This window comes from Fodinicola feengrottensis (assembly GCF_039530045.1).
In the GTDB taxonomy this organism is placed as follows: domain Bacteria; phylum Actinomycetota; class Actinomycetes; order Mycobacteriales; family HKI-0501; genus Fodinicola; species Fodinicola feengrottensis.
In genome coordinates this window covers 17,914-34,608 of sequence record NZ_BAAANY010000030.1, presented here as the reverse complement: position 1 = coordinate 34,608, position 16,695 = coordinate 17,914, and the positions used below count along the sequence as shown (strand labels likewise).

General features: G+C 69.0%; 18 protein-coding genes. 9 read left to right on the top strand and 9 right to left on the bottom strand.

Features of this window, described 5'->3' with window-relative positions:
- Positions 1-23: 23 nt before the first annotated feature.
- Together ABD301_RS30990 and ABD301_RS30985 are read right to left on the bottom strand one after the other, a co-directional pair.
- A complete protein-coding gene (locus tag ABD301_RS30990; RefSeq protein ID WP_344313828.1) occupies positions 24-1,277 on the bottom strand; it encodes a polysaccharide deacetylase family protein in 1,254 nt (417 codons plus the stop codon).
- On the bottom strand, positions 1,274-2,182 hold the full coding sequence (locus ABD301_RS30985) for an HhH-GPD family protein (protein WP_344313827.1): 909 nt from the start codon (positions 2,180-2,182) through the stop codon (positions 1,274-1,276). The genes ABD301_RS30990 and ABD301_RS30985 overlap by 4 nt, the downstream gene beginning before the upstream one ends.
- 69 nt (positions 2,183-2,251) lie before the next feature.
- Here ABD301_RS30985 and ABD301_RS30980 point away from each other — a divergent pair, with 69 nt between their 5' ends.
- On the top strand, positions 2,252-2,941 hold the full coding sequence (locus ABD301_RS30980; protein WP_344313826.1) for a hypothetical protein: 690 nt from the start codon (positions 2,252-2,254) through the stop codon (positions 2,939-2,941).
- Between the two features lie 161 nt (positions 2,942-3,102).
- On the opposite strand, the gene disA is transcribed toward ABD301_RS30980, so the two are convergent.
- From disA to ABD301_RS30965, 3 genes are all read right to left on the bottom strand, one after another.
- Positions 3,103-4,179, bottom strand: a complete 1,077-nt coding sequence (disA, locus tag ABD301_RS30975; protein WP_344313824.1) for a DNA integrity scanning diadenylate cyclase DisA — start codon at positions 4,177-4,179, stop codon at positions 3,103-3,105.
- A gap of 437 nt (positions 4,180-4,616) precedes the next feature.
- A complete protein-coding gene (radA, locus tag ABD301_RS30970) occupies positions 4,617-6,008 on the bottom strand; it encodes a DNA repair protein RadA (protein ID WP_344313822.1) in 1,392 nt (463 codons plus the stop codon).
- Positions 6,009-6,625: 617 nt separating this feature from the next.
- Positions 6,626-7,399: a copper chaperone PCu(A)C domain-containing protein gene (locus ABD301_RS30965; protein WP_344313820.1), complete on the bottom strand. Its 774-nt coding sequence runs from the start codon at positions 7,397-7,399 to the stop codon at positions 6,626-6,628.
- Positions 7,400-7,593: 194 nt separating this feature from the next.
- On the opposite strand from ABD301_RS30965, the gene ABD301_RS30960 reads away from it, so the two are divergent.
- A complete protein-coding gene (locus ABD301_RS30960; RefSeq protein WP_344313818.1) occupies positions 7,594-8,379 on the top strand; it encodes a GntR family transcriptional regulator in 786 nt (261 codons plus the stop codon).
- Between the two features lie 22 nt (positions 8,380-8,401).
- On the opposite strand, the gene ABD301_RS30955 is transcribed toward ABD301_RS30960, so the two are convergent.
- Positions 8,402-9,196, bottom strand: coding sequence for a TlpA family protein disulfide reductase (locus ABD301_RS30955; protein ID WP_344313817.1), 795 nt, complete (start codon positions 9,194-9,196; stop codon positions 8,402-8,404).
- A gap of 257 nt (positions 9,197-9,453) precedes the next feature.
- On the opposite strand from ABD301_RS30955, the gene ABD301_RS30950 reads away from it, so the two are divergent.
- Together ABD301_RS30950 and ABD301_RS30945 are read left to right on the top strand one after the other, a co-directional pair.
- Positions 9,454-9,936, top strand: coding sequence for a CarD family transcriptional regulator (locus ABD301_RS30950; protein WP_344313815.1), 483 nt, complete (start codon positions 9,454-9,456; stop codon positions 9,934-9,936).
- Between the two features lie 92 nt (positions 9,937-10,028).
- Positions 10,029-10,538 (top strand): hypothetical protein, encoded by a 510-nt coding sequence (locus ABD301_RS30945; RefSeq protein ID WP_344313814.1) that lies wholly within the window; start codon positions 10,029-10,031, stop codon positions 10,536-10,538.
- On the opposite strand, the gene ABD301_RS30940 is transcribed toward ABD301_RS30945, so the two are convergent.
- Positions 10,529-11,221 carry an IspD/TarI family cytidylyltransferase gene (locus ABD301_RS30940; RefSeq protein ID WP_344313813.1) on the bottom strand — a complete coding sequence of 231 codons (693 nt, stop codon included), beginning with the start codon at positions 11,219-11,221 and terminating at the stop codon, positions 10,529-10,531. The two genes, ABD301_RS30945 and ABD301_RS30940, sit on opposite strands and share 10 nt — an antisense overlap.
- 34 nt (positions 11,222-11,255) lie before the next feature.
- Here ABD301_RS30940 and ispF point away from each other — a divergent pair, with 34 nt between their 5' ends.
- The 4 genes from ispF (at position 11,256) to ABD301_RS30920 (ending at position 14,999) form a co-directional block, all read left to right on the top strand.
- Positions 11,256-11,735: a 2-C-methyl-D-erythritol 2,4-cyclodiphosphate synthase gene (gene ispF / locus ABD301_RS30935; RefSeq protein ID WP_344313812.1), complete on the top strand. Its 480-nt coding sequence runs from the start codon at positions 11,256-11,258 to the stop codon at positions 11,733-11,735.
- Between the two features lie 183 nt (positions 11,736-11,918).
- On the top strand, positions 11,919-13,256 hold the full coding sequence (locus tag ABD301_RS30930; protein ID WP_344313811.1) for an ATP-binding protein: 1,338 nt from the start codon (positions 11,919-11,921) through the stop codon (positions 13,254-13,256).
- 55 nt (positions 13,257-13,311) lie between these two features.
- Complete coding sequence (locus tag ABD301_RS30925) at positions 13,312-14,319, top strand: tetratricopeptide repeat protein (protein WP_344313810.1); 1,008 nt, start codon at positions 13,312-13,314, stop codon at positions 14,317-14,319.
- Positions 14,320-14,804: 485 nt separating this feature from the next.
- Positions 14,805-14,999: a hypothetical protein gene (locus tag ABD301_RS30920; protein WP_163567004.1), complete on the top strand. Its 195-nt coding sequence runs from the start codon at positions 14,805-14,807 to the stop codon at positions 14,997-14,999.
- A 93-nt stretch (positions 15,000-15,092) separates the two neighbouring features.
- Here ABD301_RS30920 and ABD301_RS30915 read toward each other — a convergent pair whose 3' ends face one another.
- Both ABD301_RS30915 and ABD301_RS30910 read right to left on the bottom strand, forming a co-directional pair.
- A complete protein-coding gene (locus tag ABD301_RS30915) occupies positions 15,093-15,827 on the bottom strand; it encodes an isocitrate lyase/PEP mutase family protein (protein ID WP_344313808.1) in 735 nt (244 codons plus the stop codon).
- Positions 15,824-16,285, bottom strand: coding sequence for a carboxymuconolactone decarboxylase family protein (locus ABD301_RS30910; RefSeq protein ID WP_344313807.1), 462 nt, complete (start codon positions 16,283-16,285; stop codon positions 15,824-15,826). The genes ABD301_RS30915 and ABD301_RS30910 overlap by 4 nt, the downstream gene beginning before the upstream one ends.
- Before the next feature lie 46 nt (positions 16,286-16,331).
- Here ABD301_RS30910 and ABD301_RS30905 point away from each other — a divergent pair.
- On the top strand, positions 16,332-16,695 hold a 364-nt coding region (locus ABD301_RS30905), incomplete at its 3' end, for a GntR family transcriptional regulator (protein ID WP_344313806.1).

Genomic DNA, 16,695 nt, shown 5'->3' with positions numbered 1-16,695 from the left:
TTGTGACCCAACCGACACCTGGCCTACTGCAGGTAGTCGGTGAGCCGGCCGACCGAGTAGCCGGATTTGGCTATCGCGGCCAGCAGCACCCGGTAGTCCTCGTTGAAGTGCGGAGTGAAGTGCATCAGCAGGATCATCCCGGGCTTGAGCGGGTTGCGCGGCCCGACCTCGTGCTGGTTGATGAACAGTCCGCCGCCAATCATCGAGCCCTCCCACATCACCACGGCGTGGATGCCGCAGTCGTGGGCGATCTTCAGGGTGGTCTCGTTGTAGAGCCCGTACGGCGGCCGGAACAGCGTCGGCTGGATGCCGAAGATGCCCTTCAACTGCTTGCTCGCGCCACAGATCTGGTTCTTCTGATAGAGCGCCGAGCGCTTGTTCAAGTTCATCGGGTGGGTGACGGTATGGTCCTCGACCCGGGCGCCCTTCTGCACCAGACCTTTGAAGTATTTCGGGTTGCTGGCGGCGGTGTGGCTGATCAGGAACATCGTGACCGGGAGCTTGCTCTCCCGGAACAGGTCCTGCGCGACCGGCGCCTGCGTGGTGCCGTCGTCCATCGTGATGAACACGATCTTCTTGTCGGTCGGGATCCGGGTGACCAGCGGCGCGTACGGGCCGGACTGGTCCAGCTTCAGCGGCCCGTCCGGCGGGGGTGCGAGTGGCACCACCGGGAGCGGGCCGGTGGCCGACACGTTGCTGGACCGCGGCGGTGGCCAGATGCCCGGATCCTCGCCGCCAGCCGGCTGGGTGATCGGCGCGACGACCTTGCCGCCGCTGGGCGGCGGCGGAGTGTCGCCGCCCGTGCCGTTCGCCGGCACGACCGCGAAAAGCACCGCCGCGACGGCCGCCACCGCGCCCAGCACGGTCGCGATCAGCCAGCCCCGGCGACCACGCCGGCGCGGCGGCCGGCGATCCGGCGGACCCTGGATCGGTGGGCCTTTCGGCGGCGCCGGTGGGCCCTGCCGGAGCGGGCTCTGACCGAGCGGGCCCTGGTTTAGGGGCCGCTGGTGCGGCGGGTTCTGGTTGAGCGGGTTCTGGTCGTACGCGGCGAAGGCCTCGTCACCGGCGTTCAACGGGGTTTGTAGCAGCGGATCCGGGCGCGCCGGCGCACCGTTCGGCGCCAGTTGCTCGTGCCGTCCGCGCGGGGTCGGCACCGCGTCGACCTGCGGCAGGGCGGTGGTTGGGCGGCCGTTCGGCGGCGCGTCGAACAGGTAGTCGTTCAGCGATTCGCCGTCGGCCGGCATCGGGTCGCCGGCCGGTGCCTGACCGCGGGTCACCGGGTCACCACGCCTGGCAGCGCGAAGCGGCCGTCCGGCAGCGGATCGACCAGGCCGTCGGCGACCAGCCCGTCCAAGGCCCGCGCACGTTGCGCCGCCTTCGGCCAGACCACGTCGAGATCGCCGGCCGGCACCGGGGCCGGTGATTCGCGCAGGACAGCCATCAAAAGGCCACGGACCTGCCGGTCGGTCCCGGCGAACGCCTGCGGCCGGCGGACCGGTCCGGCGTTGTCTGGGAATCCGGCCAGCAACCAGCGGCATTGCGTCGCCAGCGGGCAATCGCTGCACCGGGGCGTACGGGCTACACAGTTCAGGGCTCCGAGTTCCATCAACGAGATAGACGTCCGAGCAGCCCTCTCCGGTTGTAGCGGCAGCAAAGATTTTGCACGATCGAGATCTAAATTCGTGACATTAGCGCTCGAATCAGCCACTCCGTCGAAAACTCGGGTCAGCACCCGGCGGACGTTGGTGTCGATGACCGGCACTCGCTGGCGATAGGCGAAGGCGGCGATCGCCCGCGCGGTGTACGTGCCGACGCCGGGCAACGCCAGCAGCGCGTCCACGTCATCGGGGACCTCGCCGCCATGCAGCTCCACGAGCGTGCCGGCGCAGGCGTGCAGCCGCAGCGCCCGGCGCGGGTAGCCGAGCCGGCCCCACTCCCGGATCGCCTCGCCGGCCGGTTCGGCGGCCAGCGCGGCCGGCGCCGGCCAGCGTCGCAGCCACGACTCGTACACCGGCAACACCCGGTTGACCGGGGTCTGCTGCAGCATGAACTCGCTGACCAGGACCGCCCAGGGGGACGCGTCAGGAGCGCGCCAGGGCAGGTCGCGGGCGTTGGTGTCGTACCACTCCAGCAACGCGTCGATCGGGAGCCGATCGCCTTCCGGAGCAGAGGGCGTGTTCATCGCGTGACATGGTCGCACGGCGCGTCCTCCCGCTTTGCCGCGCCACGGCGCGTTACCGTGCGAATCACCATGAAACTGACGGTCGGGCCGCTCCCACCCGTCGTCTACTGGCGGCGACGGGGGCTGGTCGCTGCCGTCATCCTGGTGCTTTTGGTGACGCTCACCACATGCGCCTTCGGTGGCGGCTCTCCCAAAGCCCAGCAGGCGGCCGACACGGTCCACCCGAAGGCCTCGCCCAGTGCTGTCGCCAAGCCCAGCCCAACAGTCGCTCCGACGCCGTCACCCAGCTTGCCGCCCGCCTCGCCCAGCCCCAGCGCGCCGGCCGTCGGCGCGGCCGCGACGGCCAACCCGTCGGCGCCGGGCGCTTGTACGGCCGCGGTGGTGCAGGTGACGGCCGCGCTGGACGCGACCAAGTGGACGGTAGGCAGCAGCCCGCGACTGAAACTGACCGTCATCAACCACGGCACCACCGCCTGCCAGGGCGACCTCGGCGCGACACAGCGCGAATTCCGGGTGATGGGCGGCGGATCGTGGCTGTGGTCCTCGTCGGACTGCCAGCCCGACCGCGGCACCCAGCCGGCTCTGCTGCAACCCGGCAAGGCGTACGCCTTCACCCTGACCTGGTCCGGCCTGAGCTCATCCCGGAACTGCGCCGGCCAGCGCACCCGGGTCGGCCCGGGGCAGTATCAGCTGGTCACCCTGTGGTCGACGATCCTGAGCCAGCCGGCCCCCTTCACCATCGCGGCGAAGAAGTCCTAGTGTCCTGCGTCTGAGGTTCGTTGCTTTATCCGGTGATCCAGGCGGTGATCTGAGTGCGCCGGAGGATCGCCCTCATACCGGTGCGTATGTGGGCGATTCTCCGATGCTTTCAGATCGCTGTCTGGGCGCCGGAGAAAGTAATGAACCTCGGGCGCAGGACACTAGACATACCGCTCGAGGATGGATGACTCGGCGAGCCGGGAAAGGCCTTCCCGTACGCTCCGGGCGCGGGCATCGCCGACCCCGTCGACGGCCTGCAGGTGGTCCACGGTGGCGCCCAGAAGTCGTTGCAGGCCACCGAAATGTTCGACCAGCCGGTCGATCACGGTGCCCGGCAGCCGGGGCACCTTGGCGAGCAGCCGGTAGCCCCGCGGGCTGACCGCCGCCTCCAGCGCGTCCTGAGTGGGCGGGAAGCCACAACATCGGGCCACCAGCGTGAGGTCCAGCAAATCCAGGCTGGACAGCTCGTCAAGGTCGGCCAACACGTCCTCCGGCGAGCGGGCCCGCCGCCCGGTCGGCACGTAGTCCCGGACGATCAACGTGCGGTCCTCGTCGACACCGGCCATCAGCTCGTCCAGCTGCAGAGACAGCAGCCGCCCATCGATGCCGAGCTCGATCACGTATCCGGAGATCTCGTCGGCGATCCGGCGCACCATCTCCAGCCGCTGCACGACCGCCATGGCGTCCCGGACGGTCACCAGGTCTTCGATCTCCAGCGCGGAAAGGGTGCCGGCAACCTCGTCCAGCCGGAGCTTGTATCGCTCCAAAGTGGCCAGCGCCTGGTTCGCCCGCGACAGGATCGCCGACGACTCGTCCAGCACATAACGCATCCCGGCCACGTACAAACTGATGATCCGCATCGACTGGCTCACCGACAACACCGGGAAACCCGTCTGCCGAGCGACCCGCTCCGCGGTCCGATGCCGAGTCCCGGACTCCTCCGTCGGAATGCTCGGATCTGGCACCAAATGCACAGCCGCCCGGACGATCCGAGCGCCATCAGTGGACAGCACCACGCCGCCGTCCATTTTGGCCAACTCACGAAGCCTCGTCGCGGCGAACTCCACATCCATCGGAAACCCGCCCGTACAAAGCGTTTCCACCACTTTGTCGTACCCCAGCACGATCAAAGCACCAGTGTTTCCGCGCAGAATGCGTTCCAACCCGTCCCTAAGGGCGGTGCCTGGCGCGACAAGACCCAAAGTGGACCGAAGACGGTCCTCGCGGTCCGGCGGCACACGTCCTCCCCGAAGCGTCGGCGTTGACAACAGCAGTGTACTGAGTTCGTTGCGGCAGTGCCTGCCGCGCGTCCCAACGCATATGCGTCGCCAGACCCGCCCCAAGACCGGGCGGGCCTACCGCCGCATATCCAGCGGCCTGGCGGCCGCTGGGACGGGCCGGTGCACCCACGTCGCCGGGACGCCCCCAAGACCGGGGCGGCCCACCGCCGTGGGGCCCGCGGGCGCCTTCGGCGCCTCGGCCGTGCCGTGCCGTGCCTGGGCTGCGGTGTCATGGCGCGAGTACGGTGCCGTGGCGCGAGTGCCTCGCGCGGCCGCTGCCTGACGGCAGCTCGGCCGGGGCCGAGTTTTGCTGGGCTGGGCTGCGTTGTTGGCTGGCGGGGGCTCGCGTTTGGTGTGTGACGTGGGGGCGTGGTGGGGCGGCAGGGTTGGTGTTTCTAGGGGCGGGGGGCGGATGGGGGGCGGCCGTCCTGGATGTTCATGTGGCGGACGGCGGCGATGGCGGCGGGGAGGTCGGCGACCGGGTAGACCTTCATTTTCGGGGGGAGGTCTTCGGAGCCGGCTGGTACGAGGGCGTGCCGGAAGCCCAGGCGGTAGGCCTCGGCGAGGCGGCGGCCGACGCCGCTGACTCGGCGGAGCTCGCCGGACAGGCCTACTTCGCCCACCGCCACCAGATCCGGCGGGAGCAGCCGGGTGAAGGCGGAAGACATCACCGCCATCGCGACGGCGAGGTCCGCGGCCGGCTCGGTGATGCGGTGACCGCCGACGGTGGCGGCGAAGACGTCTTTGTTGCCCAGTACGCACTCGGCGTGCCGCTCGACGACGGCCAGCGTCATCGCCACCCTCGCGTGGTCCAAGCCGCTCACGGCCCGCCGCGGCGACGGCAGCGTCGAGGCGGCGACCAACGACTGCACCTCGGCCAGCAGCGGACGGCGGCCCTCCATGGTGACCGTCACGCAGGTGCCGATCACCGGCTCGCTGTGCCGGTTCAGGAAAAGCCCGGACGGATCGGCCAGCCCACGGATGCCGCCCTCGTGCATCTCGAAGCAACCCACCTCGTCAGCCGCGCCGAACCTGTTCTTCACCGCCCGCACCAACCGCAGCGGCGAATGCTGTTCACCGGTGAACTGCAGCACCACGTCCACGATGTGTTCCAGCACCCGCGGCCCGGCGATGCTGCCGTCCTTGGTGACGTGCCCGACCAGCACGACCGCCATCCCGCGGGCCTTGGCCACCGCGGTCAATGCGCTCGCCACCGCCCGCACCTGGGTCACCCCGCCGGCGGCCGACTCGATGCCGGGCGCCGCGAACGTCTGCACCGAGTCCAGGATCAACAGCCCCGGCTTAACGTCGTCGAGGTGGCCCAGCACCGCGGTCAGTTCGGTCTCGGCCGCCAGGTAGAGGTTTTCGGACAGCGCGCCCGTGCGCTCCGCCCGCAGCCGCACCTGCGCGGTCGACTCCTCACCGGTCACCACCAGCGCTCGGCCAGTGCCGGACGACGCGTACGACTGCGCCACCTCCAGCAGCAGCGTCGACTTGCCCACCCCGGGCTCGCCGGCCAACAGGATCACCGCGCCCGGCACCAGCCCGGACCCGAGCACCCGATCCAGCTCCGCCACCCCGGTCGGCCGCGCCCGGGCCGCCTCCACCTCGACCTGCGCGATCGGCAACGCCGGCGCCGAGACTGGCCCAGCCGGCACCTTCCGAGTCGCGGTGGGCCCGGCCTCGACGACCGACCCCCACGCCTTGCAGTCCGGACACCGCCCCACCCACTTGGGCACCACGAACCCGCACTGATCGCAGTGATACGCCGTGCGCTCTCTAGCCATAACCCGACCGTAGCCACCAGGTACGACGCTCCCACCCCCGCCGCGCCCACCAGCACGGAACCCAGCCCCACGTTCTACCCCCGTGCGCATCGTCACTTCTAAACCAAAGTCGGCCAACTTCGACGAAACCCAGCCCCGGCGTCCTCACCCCGTGCGAGACCCAGCCCCGTGTCCTCACCCCGTGCGAGACCCAGCCCCGTGTTCTCACCCCGTGCGAGACCGTCACCTCTAAACCAGAGTCGGCACACTTAGACGGACCCAGCCCCGTCCGGCGCATCGGCCGCCAGGCCGATAGTCGCCCCTCCGGCAGGAGCGTCCGCCTTTGTAGGCCCGCGGTCTTTGCGGGCCTACAAAGGCGGACTCTCGTAGCCGTAGTCGACGGCGCCCCGCGCCGAAGGCGCCAGAAACACAGGGCGAATCGGCAGTAAGCACGAGAAAACCCCACCCCGACACCGTCTTTTGGTGTCGGGGTGGGGTTTTCTCGTGCCTGGTAGACGAGACGCCGCACCCTCGCAGCAAACGCCCTTAACCAGGACGCTCACCTCCGCAGTAAACGCCCTTAACCAAGGCGCTCACTTCCGCACCACACACTGCCTTTAACCAGGAAAAGAGAGGAATCAGCCGTTGTCGGGAGCGAACCCGGACACGGGCGTACGGGGCAGTGCGGTCGCCGGGCTCGCGAAGGGCAGCTGCAGAGTCACCACGCCGGCGTTCTGGAAGGTCAGCGTGACCGGCACCAGCATCGCCGGAGTGACCGGTTGCGACAGGTCGGACAGCACCAACTGCTGGCAACCGGACACCAGTTGGACCGTGCTCGACGACGGCACCGCAAGGCCGATCGCGGACGGTCCAGTCGGCTCCGACGGCGAGGCTGAGTCACTCGGCGCTGCCGAGCCGGAAGGTGCTGCCGAGCTCGATGCGGCGGCGGACCCGGACGGGTGCGCACCGGGGGTGCCGGCGGGCCGCTTCGGGCTGCCGGTTGGCTTCGGGGTGGCGTGCCCGTTCTCGCTGGGGGTGGCGGAGGCGCTCGGCAGCACCGACGCGGACGCGACGCAGCCGGTCGCCGGCGGAGTGGCGCCATCCTCGGCGGGAGCCAGCGTCACCTTTTTCGCGTACGGCGAGCTGGCCGAGACCAGGGTGTCGTCGGTGCCGCTGGAGTTGACCAGCACCGCGGCCAGCGGGGCCGCACCAGCGGCCTGATACGTGGTGGCGTCGCCACTCATCGGGAACACGATCGCGGCGTCGCGGATGGCTATCTGCCCGACGTTGACGTTCACGCCGTCGATGGCGCTCTGCTGGTCGGCGGTCTGCGCGACCTTGCCGGAGCTGCAACCGGCCAGCGCGAGCAGGCCGGCCGCGGCCAGCAAACCAGCGCGTACGGTTACCGGCATCGACTTTGACCCAGAACCTACGGTCACTGCGACTGTCCTCCTGCTTTACGTGCCCAGATCCCGACCTACCAGCTAAATCGGCCCCAGCGTAATGCCGCTGCCAGCACCGTCCTCGGCTGGGTGGGGCTGGTGTGATTAGCGAGCCGGGCCGAACCGGCCCCGCCGGCCCGGTCGAACCGGTACCATTACGGACCGTGACCACGGAGAGTTTCGTTGTGGGGGACCAGTTTCATCCCCGACCCGACTCCAGCGTGCCGATGCACGTCCAGATCGAGCAGTGGCTGGGTGGCGAGATCGTCGCCGGGCATCTCACTCCTGGTGATCGACTGCCGCCGGAGCGGCAGTTGGCGGCCTCGCTGCAGGTGAGCCGGATGACTCTGCGGCAGGCGTTGGCCGCGCTGGAACGGCGCGAGCTGCTGGTACGGACCGGCGGTCGCAATGGCGGCACTTTCGTGGCTCAGCCCAAGGTGGAGTGCGACCTGACCGGGCTGACTGGCTTCACCGAGCAACTGCGGCGGAGCAACCTGGAGCCCGGTGCGCGGGTGCTGAAGGCCGAGCGGCGGCCGGCCACCGGGGTGGTCGCGTCGGCGTTGAACATCGACGAGGGCGCCGGCGTGTACGAGATCATCCGGGTCCGGTTGGCCAACCTGCGCCCACTTGCCTTGGAGTGCTCGTACTTCCCGGCCGCGCTTTGCCCGGACCTGCTTTCGCGACCGTTGACCGGCTCGCTCTACGCGCTGCTGACTTCGGTGTACGGGCAGGAGCCGGCGCGGGCGTTCGAGGCGCTCTCGCCGGTGATCGCCACCGAGGTCGAGGCGGCCGCGCTGGAGATCGCCGTTGGCCAGCCGCTGATGATGATCGAGCGCACCGCCTACGCCCAGTCCGGGCTCGCGCTGGAATATGCCCGCGACCTTTTCCGCGGTGACCGTACCAAAATCACTGTCTGGAGCGGCGGCGAGGCGCCGGTCGCCGGTTTCTGAATTCGGCTTTTCCGCAGAGCGCCTAAGCCGGGATCAGGGCGTTGATCTGGTCGCGGAGAACGCTGGGATCGGTCGCGTTGCTGACCACTTTGGAGATCACGCCGTTGGCGCCGACCAGCACCGAGGTCGGTTGACCCGGCCCGGACTGCGCGACCAGTCCCTTGGTGAGCGAGGACGCGGGATCGGTCAGTCCGATGATCCTGCTCATCGCGAGCTGCGGTACGGCCGGCCGACGATGCCCGCCGACGACCAGCAGCTCCAGTCGGGCGTCGGCGGTGGCGTCGACGTACGCGCTGATCAGCGACTGGCAGCCGCAGCCGTCGGCGATCAGCAGCACGACCGCCGGGCGCAGGCTGCGGATCGCCAGCGGCCGGCCGTCGCCACGGGCCAGCACCACGTCCGGCAGCAGCCCGCCGGGCCGGCCGTTGGCGACCGCTGGATGGGTCAGCGCCACGGCTTTGGGGACCTTCGGCGGGCTCGGCAGCACGGTGATCAGCAGGCTGGCGAAGGATGCGACGACGACCAGCACCAGGACAAGCAGCGGACCAGACAGGCCGTACCTTTCCCAACGCCTGGTACGCAGCAGCCGCTCCCAGCGCCGCCGGCGCCGCTGCGAACGCAGCTCCGCCCGTACTTCGGCGGCCTCGTCGGCGAGCGCGCTGGCGTCGTCCGGGATGACCAGGTCGGCCCATTCCGGCGGCAGGTCCGGCAGCTCGTCGTGCCGGTCGCTGGAGTGGTCCTGACGGTGCTTGTCGCGGCCGGACCGGTCTTTGCCGGCGGCCGGGCCGGATTCGTCGTCCGGCCGCGCAGAATCCATCGGTACGACTCCCGGCGGGGTGAGGTGGGGTGACCCGTTAACTGTGCGCCGAGCGCGTCCACAACGCCATAGGGTGGACCGACCGATCCTGGTCCGCCGGGCGGTGTTTTTTCCTGCTGAGTAGCCTCCAACTCGGTTTGTCAACCCCTACGGCACCCAACTTATGGCCTCTGACCTGCGGTGATGCCGTCACCTTGACGCTCGTCCCTGACCGCGGGCGTGGTATCCTTAGTGAAGCGAAAGGGGTTCTTAGGCCAATGACTTTCACTGTTGGTGAGACCGTCGTCTACCCGCACCACGGGGCAGCTCTCATCGAGGCCATTGAAACTCGCGTCATCAAAGGCGAAGAGCGTCAATACCTCGTACTAAAAGTTGCTCAAGGAGATCTAACCGTCCGCGTCCCCGCCGACAACGCCGAGTATGTCGGCGTTCGTGAGGTGGTTGGCGAAGAGGGACTCGAGCACGTTTTCCAGGTGCTCCGGGCCCCGCACACCGAGGAGCCAACCAACTGGTCTCGCCGATACAAGGCCAATCTAGAAAAGCTCGCCAGTGGCGACGTGAACAAGGTCGCCGAGGTTGTTCGGGATTTGTGGCGCCGGGACAAGGAACGCGGGCTCTCCGCTGGCGAAAAGCGCATGTTGTCCAAGGCGCGGGAAATCCTGGTCGGCGAACTGGCGCTGGCCGAGGGCACTGACAAGGACAAGGCCGGGGTGCTGCTGGACGAGGTTCTCGAGTCCTGAACTCCGTAACGTCTCAAAAGGTGGCAGCCGTCGGGATGGCTGCCACCTTTTCCTTGTCTTCTGGGCGTTTTCGCGCTCCAATCGGCGACAATGTGACGCGGTTCCTGCGGCATCCCGGGCCGGTCGACCACGTCGTGCTGGCGGTCGCCGACGGCTCGTACGAGCCAAAAACCGCGAGCGATCACGCTGTGACTATTGTCCCCTTTTCGATGAGTGCGCCGGCGGTGCGGGCGTGGACGGCCGTCGTCGAGTCGCTGCCGGCGGACATTTCGACCGTGCTGCTCTACGAGGTCGACCGGGTCACCCCGGAGGTCGCGGACGCGGTGTTGGCCGGGTTGCCAGCCGGGCCGCTCGGTTGGAGCGTGCCGGTCGTGGAGATGCCCGAAACGGTGAAGATCGTTGACCAGCGGCAACGGATCGTCGGGACCCTCGACCGCGAGACTGTGCTGCGGATGCGATGTCCGCAGGCGGCCACCCGGGCGGCACTGGAAGCAGTCCTGCCGACCGTACCGGCGAATTTTCCTTTGAACGCACTGCCTTTTTATGCCGAGCGGCTCGGCATTTCGGTGGTACGGGTGCCGGGTAAGGCGCCTTACCGTTGAGAAAGTAGTTCCTCGGCGAGCGGCAGATCGGCTGCGTAGGTCACCTTGAGATTCCCTGGGTCGCCGGGCACGCAGACGACCGTCAGATCAGTGAATTTCTCCACGCAGGCGCTGGTGTCGGTGCCGGCGAAATCCTCGGCGGCCGAGCGTTCGTACGCATCGAGCAGCTCAGCGGCGCGGAAGGCCTGCGGGGTCTGCACCCGTACGAGCGTGCCGCCGGCTTCGGTGAGGTCGGTGTGCAAGTCGTCCTTCGCCACCAGGTCGGTGACCGGGATGCCGGGAATCGCGCCGCCCTGTTCGGCCGCCGTCGCCAGCACCTTGCTGATCAACTCCCGCGTGACCAGTGGCCGGGCGCCGTCGTGAATGGCCACCACGTCCAGGTCGCCGGCGGTGATCGCTGCCGCGAGATGCCGCAGACCAGCCAACTCGCTGAGGTGCCGGTTGCTGCCACCGGCCACCACTTCTACCCGATCGGGCGGAAGTTCGTCGAGAACGGCCCGTACCAGCTCGTGGTCGGACGGCCGCGCCACCAGGACGAGCCGCTCGACACCGGGGGTCGCCGCGAACCTCAGCAGCGAATGCGCGATCACGCTGCGGCCGGCCAGCGGCAGGTAGACCTTGTTGGTCGCCGCGCCGAGCCGCGTACCGCTGCCGCCGGCCAACACCAGCACCCCTGCCTTCACCGGGCGTACGGTAGCGCGTGCTTTGATCGGCGGCATGAGCGCACCGATTTCGCGAGTAGGTGTCGGCACCGACGTACACACCTTCGACGTCACCCGGCCGTGTTGGGTCGCAGGCCTGCTCTGGGAGGACGTGCCTGGCCTCGCCGGCCACTCGGACGGCGACGTGGTCGCGCACGCGAGCTGCGACGCGTTGCTGTCCGCGGCCGGGGTGGGCGACCTCGGCGCCATCTTCGGCACCGGCCGGCCGGAGTGGCACGGCGCCAGCGGGTTCGTGCTGCTTACCGAGGCGGCCCGGCTGGTACGGGAGGCCGGCTTCGAGGTCGGCAACATCGCTGTACAGGTGATTGGCAACGCCCCCCGCATCGGACCGCGCCGGGCCGAGGCCCAGCGGGCGATGTCCGCGGCCGCCGGCGGCCCGGTGACCCTGAGCGGCACCACCACCGATACGCTCGGCTTTCTCGGCCGCGGCGAAGGCCTGGCGGCGATCGCAACCGCCCTCATTTTCCCCCGCTGAGCCGGCCCGCGTACGCCCATGGCGGTCGACGGAAAAATGCCGCCCCCGAATTCGAGGCTCCTCCGGGTGGCCGACAGTTTCCCGCCCCTTCCGCGCGGCGGCGTTGCGGACAAAGCAGCGGGACGGGTGAAGCGACGGTGGGAGAGTGCGGCGGGCGGATAGGGTGGATGTTCGGAGGAATTGATGACCGACGATCCACTGCTGACCAGTCTTCGCGCCGCCGTCGCCGCGGCGCCGGACGACGTGCCGTTGCGCCTGCACCTGGCCGGCCTGCTGGCTGACCGCGAACCGGCCGCGGCGCTGGCCGAGTGTTCGCAGGTGCTGCAGCGGGAACCCGGCAACGCCGAGGCGATCGCGCTGCTGGGGCGGGTGAGCGTGGCGCTGTCGGGTACGACCCAGCCGACCCCGGTCACGCCTGAGCCGGTGCGGCCGCCGGAGCCCGAGTCCACCACGCCGCCAGACGCGTCGGCAGCTCAGCAACCGGATGCCCAGCCGTCGGACGCTCAGCGACCCGATGCCCAGCGGCCGGGAGACGGGCGCCCTCCTGGTGGCACCGAATTCGACTGGTCGGCGGCTGAGCAGGAGGTCAGCGACATCGTCCAGCCCGCCTTCGTGAACGACGGCGAGCCGGTCGCGCTGGACGAAGAGGTGCAGGTCGCCGGCGTAAGGCTGGCCGATGTGGGCGGCATGGAAGAGGTGAAGCAGCGGCTGGAGATCGCCTTCCTCGGGCCGATGCGCCACCCCGAGCTGGCCAAGACATTCCGCAAGAGCCTGTCCGGTGGTTTGGTGCTCTATGGCCCGCCCGGCTGTGGGAAGACGTTCATCGCCCGCGCGGTGGCCGGCGAGATGGGCGCGAAGTTCTACCCGGTCGGCATCGCCGAGGTGCTGGACATGTACGTCGGGAACAGTGAGCGGGCCGTCAAGGAACTCTTCGACGTGGCCCGCCGAAACGCGCCCTGCGTGCTGTTCTTCGACGAGCTGGACGCGCTTGGCCAGAAGCGGTCACATCTGCGCAACAACAGCTGGCTCCGGACGCTGGTCAACACCCTGCTGGTCGAGATGGACTCGGTGGCCGGCAAGAACGAGGGCGTCTTCGTACTGGCCGCCACCAACCACCCGTGGGACGTGGACACCGCGCTGCGCCGGCCCGGCCGGTTCGACCGGATGCTGCTCGTGCTGCCACCGGACGCGGTCGCCCGGGCGTCGATCCTGCGCTACCACCTCGCTGGCCGGCCGGTTGCCGGCATCGACATCGAGAAGCTGGTGAAGGCGACCGAGGACTTCTCCGGCGCGGACATCGCACACAGCTGCGAGTCCGCCGCTGAGCTCGCGCTGGCTGACTCGGTGCGTACGGGCACGATCCGGCCGGTCACCATGGACGACTTCAAGACCGCTTTGCGGCAGATCAAACCCAGCACCGGCCCGTGGTTCGCGGCCGCCCGGAACGTGGCCACCTTCGCGAACTCCGACGGTGAGTACGACGATTTGCTGGCGTATATGAAAAAACGGCGCATGGTCTGATGCGCCGAGCCAGCGGCGCTGGGGGCGCGCCTGGGTACGGGTCGAATCGCGGCTGATGGACACAGGGTTGCGCCGCGCGCAGGCGCTGGTCGAGCTTGGCCGGATCGCGGACGCCGAGGCGGAACTGCGCCGGCTGCTGGCCGGTGAGCCGGCGGACGCGGAAGCGCTGATGATGCTCGCGCATCTGCAGTTGATGGACCGCCGCTTCGCCGAGGCCCTCGCGGCCGCCGACTCGGCGGTGGCGGCCGGCCCGTTCGCGGAGCGGGCCTACCGGCTGCGAGCGCTCGCGCTGTCCGGGCTCGGCCGGCACGAGCCCGCGGTGGAGGCGGCGGCTCGGGCGGTCAGCCTCGACCCGTACTCATCCATCGTGCTGCGCTGCTACGCGATCGTGTTGCACACGGCCGGCCAGTCCGGGCTCGCGCAGGAGATGGCCGGGCGGGCCGTCCAGCTGAACCCGCTCGACCCGGACGCGCATTTCCGGGTCGGTGACATCGCGTCCGACCGCGGCGACCGGGAGACCGCGCGGCTGGCGTACGAGGAGACGCTGCGGCTCAAGCCCAACCACGTGGCGGCCCGGCACGACCTCGCGATCCTGGACTTTCGTCGCCGGCGAGTGCTGCGGGCGCTCGGCGGCCTGTTGGATGCGGCCGCGGCGGCTCCAGACGAGACGGTCGCCGCCAAGAACATTGTCGGTGTCCTCGCGTGGTGCGTGGGGGTGCTCGGCTCGATGGAGTTGCTTTGCGCGTTGTTCTCGACGCAACTCGTGGAGGCCGGCGGGGTGCCGTCCCGGCTGTTCGCTGGGGTGGTGAACGTGCTGGTCGCGGTCGTGGTGGGCGCGTTCCTCGTACGCATGCCCCGCCGCCTCCGGCGGGCCCTGCCGCTGCTGGCCCGTCGGCACCGGTGGCTGGCCGGCGCCACCGGCCTGATCTTCCTCGGGGCGCTGCTGACCGTCAGCTACTCCGTTAGCGGTGCCGTCGGGCTGCTGGAGGTGGGGGCGGCCGCGGCGTGCGCGGGCATGGTCTGGTTCCGCATCACGCTGATCGCCCTACGCCGCAAGTTCTGATCGCCCCTGGCGCTCGGTAGCCGCGTTGTTGTCCGCATGAACCCCCTACGTGCTTGCCGAGCGACGCGATTTCGGTGGCGGTCGCGTCGGGTGCGGCGCGAAACTGTCGTACCCCTCCGGCAGATTTGCCCCCACCCAGTGACGGGTGGGGGGCGGGTTCGAGGACCAACGTTCAACTAAAAATCAAGGTCCACCTCTCGACCCACCCCCCGCCCGTTCAAAGGGAGGGGGAAAGAAAAACAGACACCTACGACAATTTCGCGCCGCACCGGGGTTGCGCGGTTGGGCAAGGTCCAGGGGCCGGACGGCCCGGTGGGAAACCCTTGGTTAACGCGGAATGTCTTGTCCAGCAACACTTTCCGGGGGGCTTTGTGACGGCCGTAACGTGCGGACGATCACGTCTGAATCCATTAAGCAATCTGCTTCTGAACCGGTACCGTAGAAGACGAAACAAAGGACGAGAAACACTCAAAGAGGAGTTAGTCGTGAACCTGGCTAGCGGCGAGGCCGTTACCCTGTCCCATACCCGTTCCAAGCGTCGCGCCCAGTCGGCCTGGGGTCGCATGGTTGATGTCCACGGCGAGCGTGGAGCGTTCCGTCACCTGTCCGCGCAGGTCGGTGGCTCCGACGCCGCCTTCCACGCGCTCTCCAAGCACGAAATCGGCACCGACCTCATCTGAGCACCACATAGCGATGCGGGCTGGCGGAGTTCTGCCAGCCCGCGCACGCATTGGTACGAGTCCAGCGACGGCATGGCCTGCGGGGTGCGTTTTTCAAGAGCCAGCAAGCCTCTTGAGCTCCGCGGAAATAGTGTCCCGTACGACGGACATCAACCCGCCACCCAAGCTGATGCGCCCAACCCCGAGGGTGGCAAGTTCGGCAACCGAAGGCGCGCCCGGGCGGAGCAGGACGTTTAGCGGTGCGCTGATTTCCTTTACATAGGCGGAAATCGCGGCCGGTTCGGCCATGAAGATGGGGTAGACACAGTCGGCGCCAGCAGCGACATAGGCGCGGGCTCGGCGAAGAGACTCGGCAACTTGGTCCTGTTCGGGAATTCCGATTCTGGGCAGGAAAACGTCGATACGGGCGTTCAGCACGACGTCGGGGCCGGCGGCTTTGATAGCGGCGATCCGGTCCGCTTGGCGGCTGATGTCAGTCAGGCCCGGTTCGCCGTCGTAGTTGGTGTCCTCGAAATTCAGTCCGACCACGCCGGCGGTCGCCATCCGGTCGACCAGTTCGGTCGCGGACAGGCCGTAGCCGCCTTCCAGGTCAGCGGTCACCGGCACGTCCACCCGTCGGGTTATTCGTGCCAGCGCGGCGAAAACCTCGTCTGGCGGGGTCTGGTTGCCGTCCGGGTAGCCGAGGCTCGCGGCGACCGCGGTGCTGGACGTGGCGACCACCGGGAAGCCGGCGTCGGCCACCAAGCGGGCTGACTCGGCGTCCCAGGCGTTGGGCAACACGAGCGGCTGGCCGGGCTGGTGTAGCGCCCGCAGGGCCTGGGCACTCATACGGCCACCGCTGGGACCATCCGGGTCGAGACGCCGATCCGGTTGAGCGCGTTGATCGCGGCGATGCTGAGCACCAGCCGGGACAGCTCGGCCGGGTCGAAGTGCTTCTCGGCCTCCTGCCAGACCTCGTCCGGCACATGCCCCTCGGTGAGCAGGGTGATCGCCTCGGTCAGCCGCAGCGCAGCTCGTTCCTTGGCGGTGAACAGCGGTGACTCGGCCCAGGTCGGCACGTTGTTGACGCGGCGCTGGGTGTCGCCGTGTTCGACCGCGTCCCGGGTGTGCATATCGACGCAATAAGCACAGCCGTTCAGCTGGGAGGCCCGGATCCGGAGCAGGTCGCCGATGGTCGGGTCGAGTCCCTCACCGGCCGCCTGGGCGAAGCCGAGCATGGCCTTGTACGCGTGCGGTGCCTCCTCGCGCGCGTTCAGTCGCGAGGTGGGAATCACGTATTCACTCATGCCTCGACTCTACGCACCGGCTGGTCCGGTCGTACGATCCAGCTTTATGGCAGAAAGATGGACCAGATCACCCACGTTGCACCTGGATGTCGACCTGTCCGGCGGCCGCCGAGCGGCGCTGGAGCGCGCGTTGCGCAAGGCCATCAGTACGGGTCAGCTGGCGGCCGGTACGTCGTTGCCGTCCTCTCGGCTGCTGGCTGCCGATGTGGGGGTCGGTCGGGGCACCGTGGTCGAGGCGTACGCGCAGCTCATGGCCGAGGGTTATCTGGTTACCCATCCCCGTGCGGGGACCCGGGTAGCGGCGGCCGTACGAGCTGGTTCCGCCGAGCCGGCGCCGGTTGATCCGGTGCGGGCCACCGGGCCGGTCTTCGACCTGCGGCCGTGGACTTCGGACGTGAGCGCCTTCCCGC

Coding starts and splice junctions, on each gene's coding strand:
- ABD301_RS30910 (WP_344313807.1), bottom strand. CDS start 16,285: ATGAGTGAATACGTGATTCCCACCTCGCGACTGAACGCGCGCGAGGAG.
- ABD301_RS30985 (WP_344313827.1), bottom strand. CDS start 2,182: ATGAACACGCCCTCTGCTCCGGAAGGCGATCGGCTCCCGATCGACGCG.
- ABD301_RS30915 (WP_344313808.1), bottom strand. CDS start 15,827: ATGAGTGCCCAGGCCCTGCGGGCGCTACACCAGCCCGGCCAGCCGCTC.
- ABD301_RS30965 (WP_344313820.1), bottom strand. CDS start 7,399: ATGCCGGTAACCGTACGCGCTGGTTTGCTGGCCGCGGCCGGCCTGCTC.
- ABD301_RS30925 (WP_344313810.1), top strand. CDS start 13,312: ATGGACACAGGGTTGCGCCGCGCGCAGGCGCTGGTCGAGCTTGGCCGG.
- ABD301_RS30955 (WP_344313817.1), bottom strand. CDS start 9,196: ATGGATTCTGCGCGGCCGGACGACGAATCCGGCCCGGCCGCCGGCAAA.
- ABD301_RS30980 (WP_344313826.1), top strand. CDS start 2,252: ATGAAACTGACGGTCGGGCCGCTCCCACCCGTCGTCTACTGGCGGCGA.
- radA (WP_344313822.1), bottom strand. CDS start 6,008: ATGGCTAGAGAGCGCACGGCGTATCACTGCGATCAGTGCGGGTTCGTG.
- ABD301_RS30930 (WP_344313811.1), top strand. CDS start 11,919: ATGACCGACGATCCACTGCTGACCAGTCTTCGCGCCGCCGTCGCCGCG.
- ispF (WP_344313812.1), top strand. CDS start 11,256: ATGAGCGCACCGATTTCGCGAGTAGGTGTCGGCACCGACGTACACACC.
- ABD301_RS30950 (WP_344313815.1), top strand. CDS start 9,454: ATGACTTTCACTGTTGGTGAGACCGTCGTCTACCCGCACCACGGGGCA.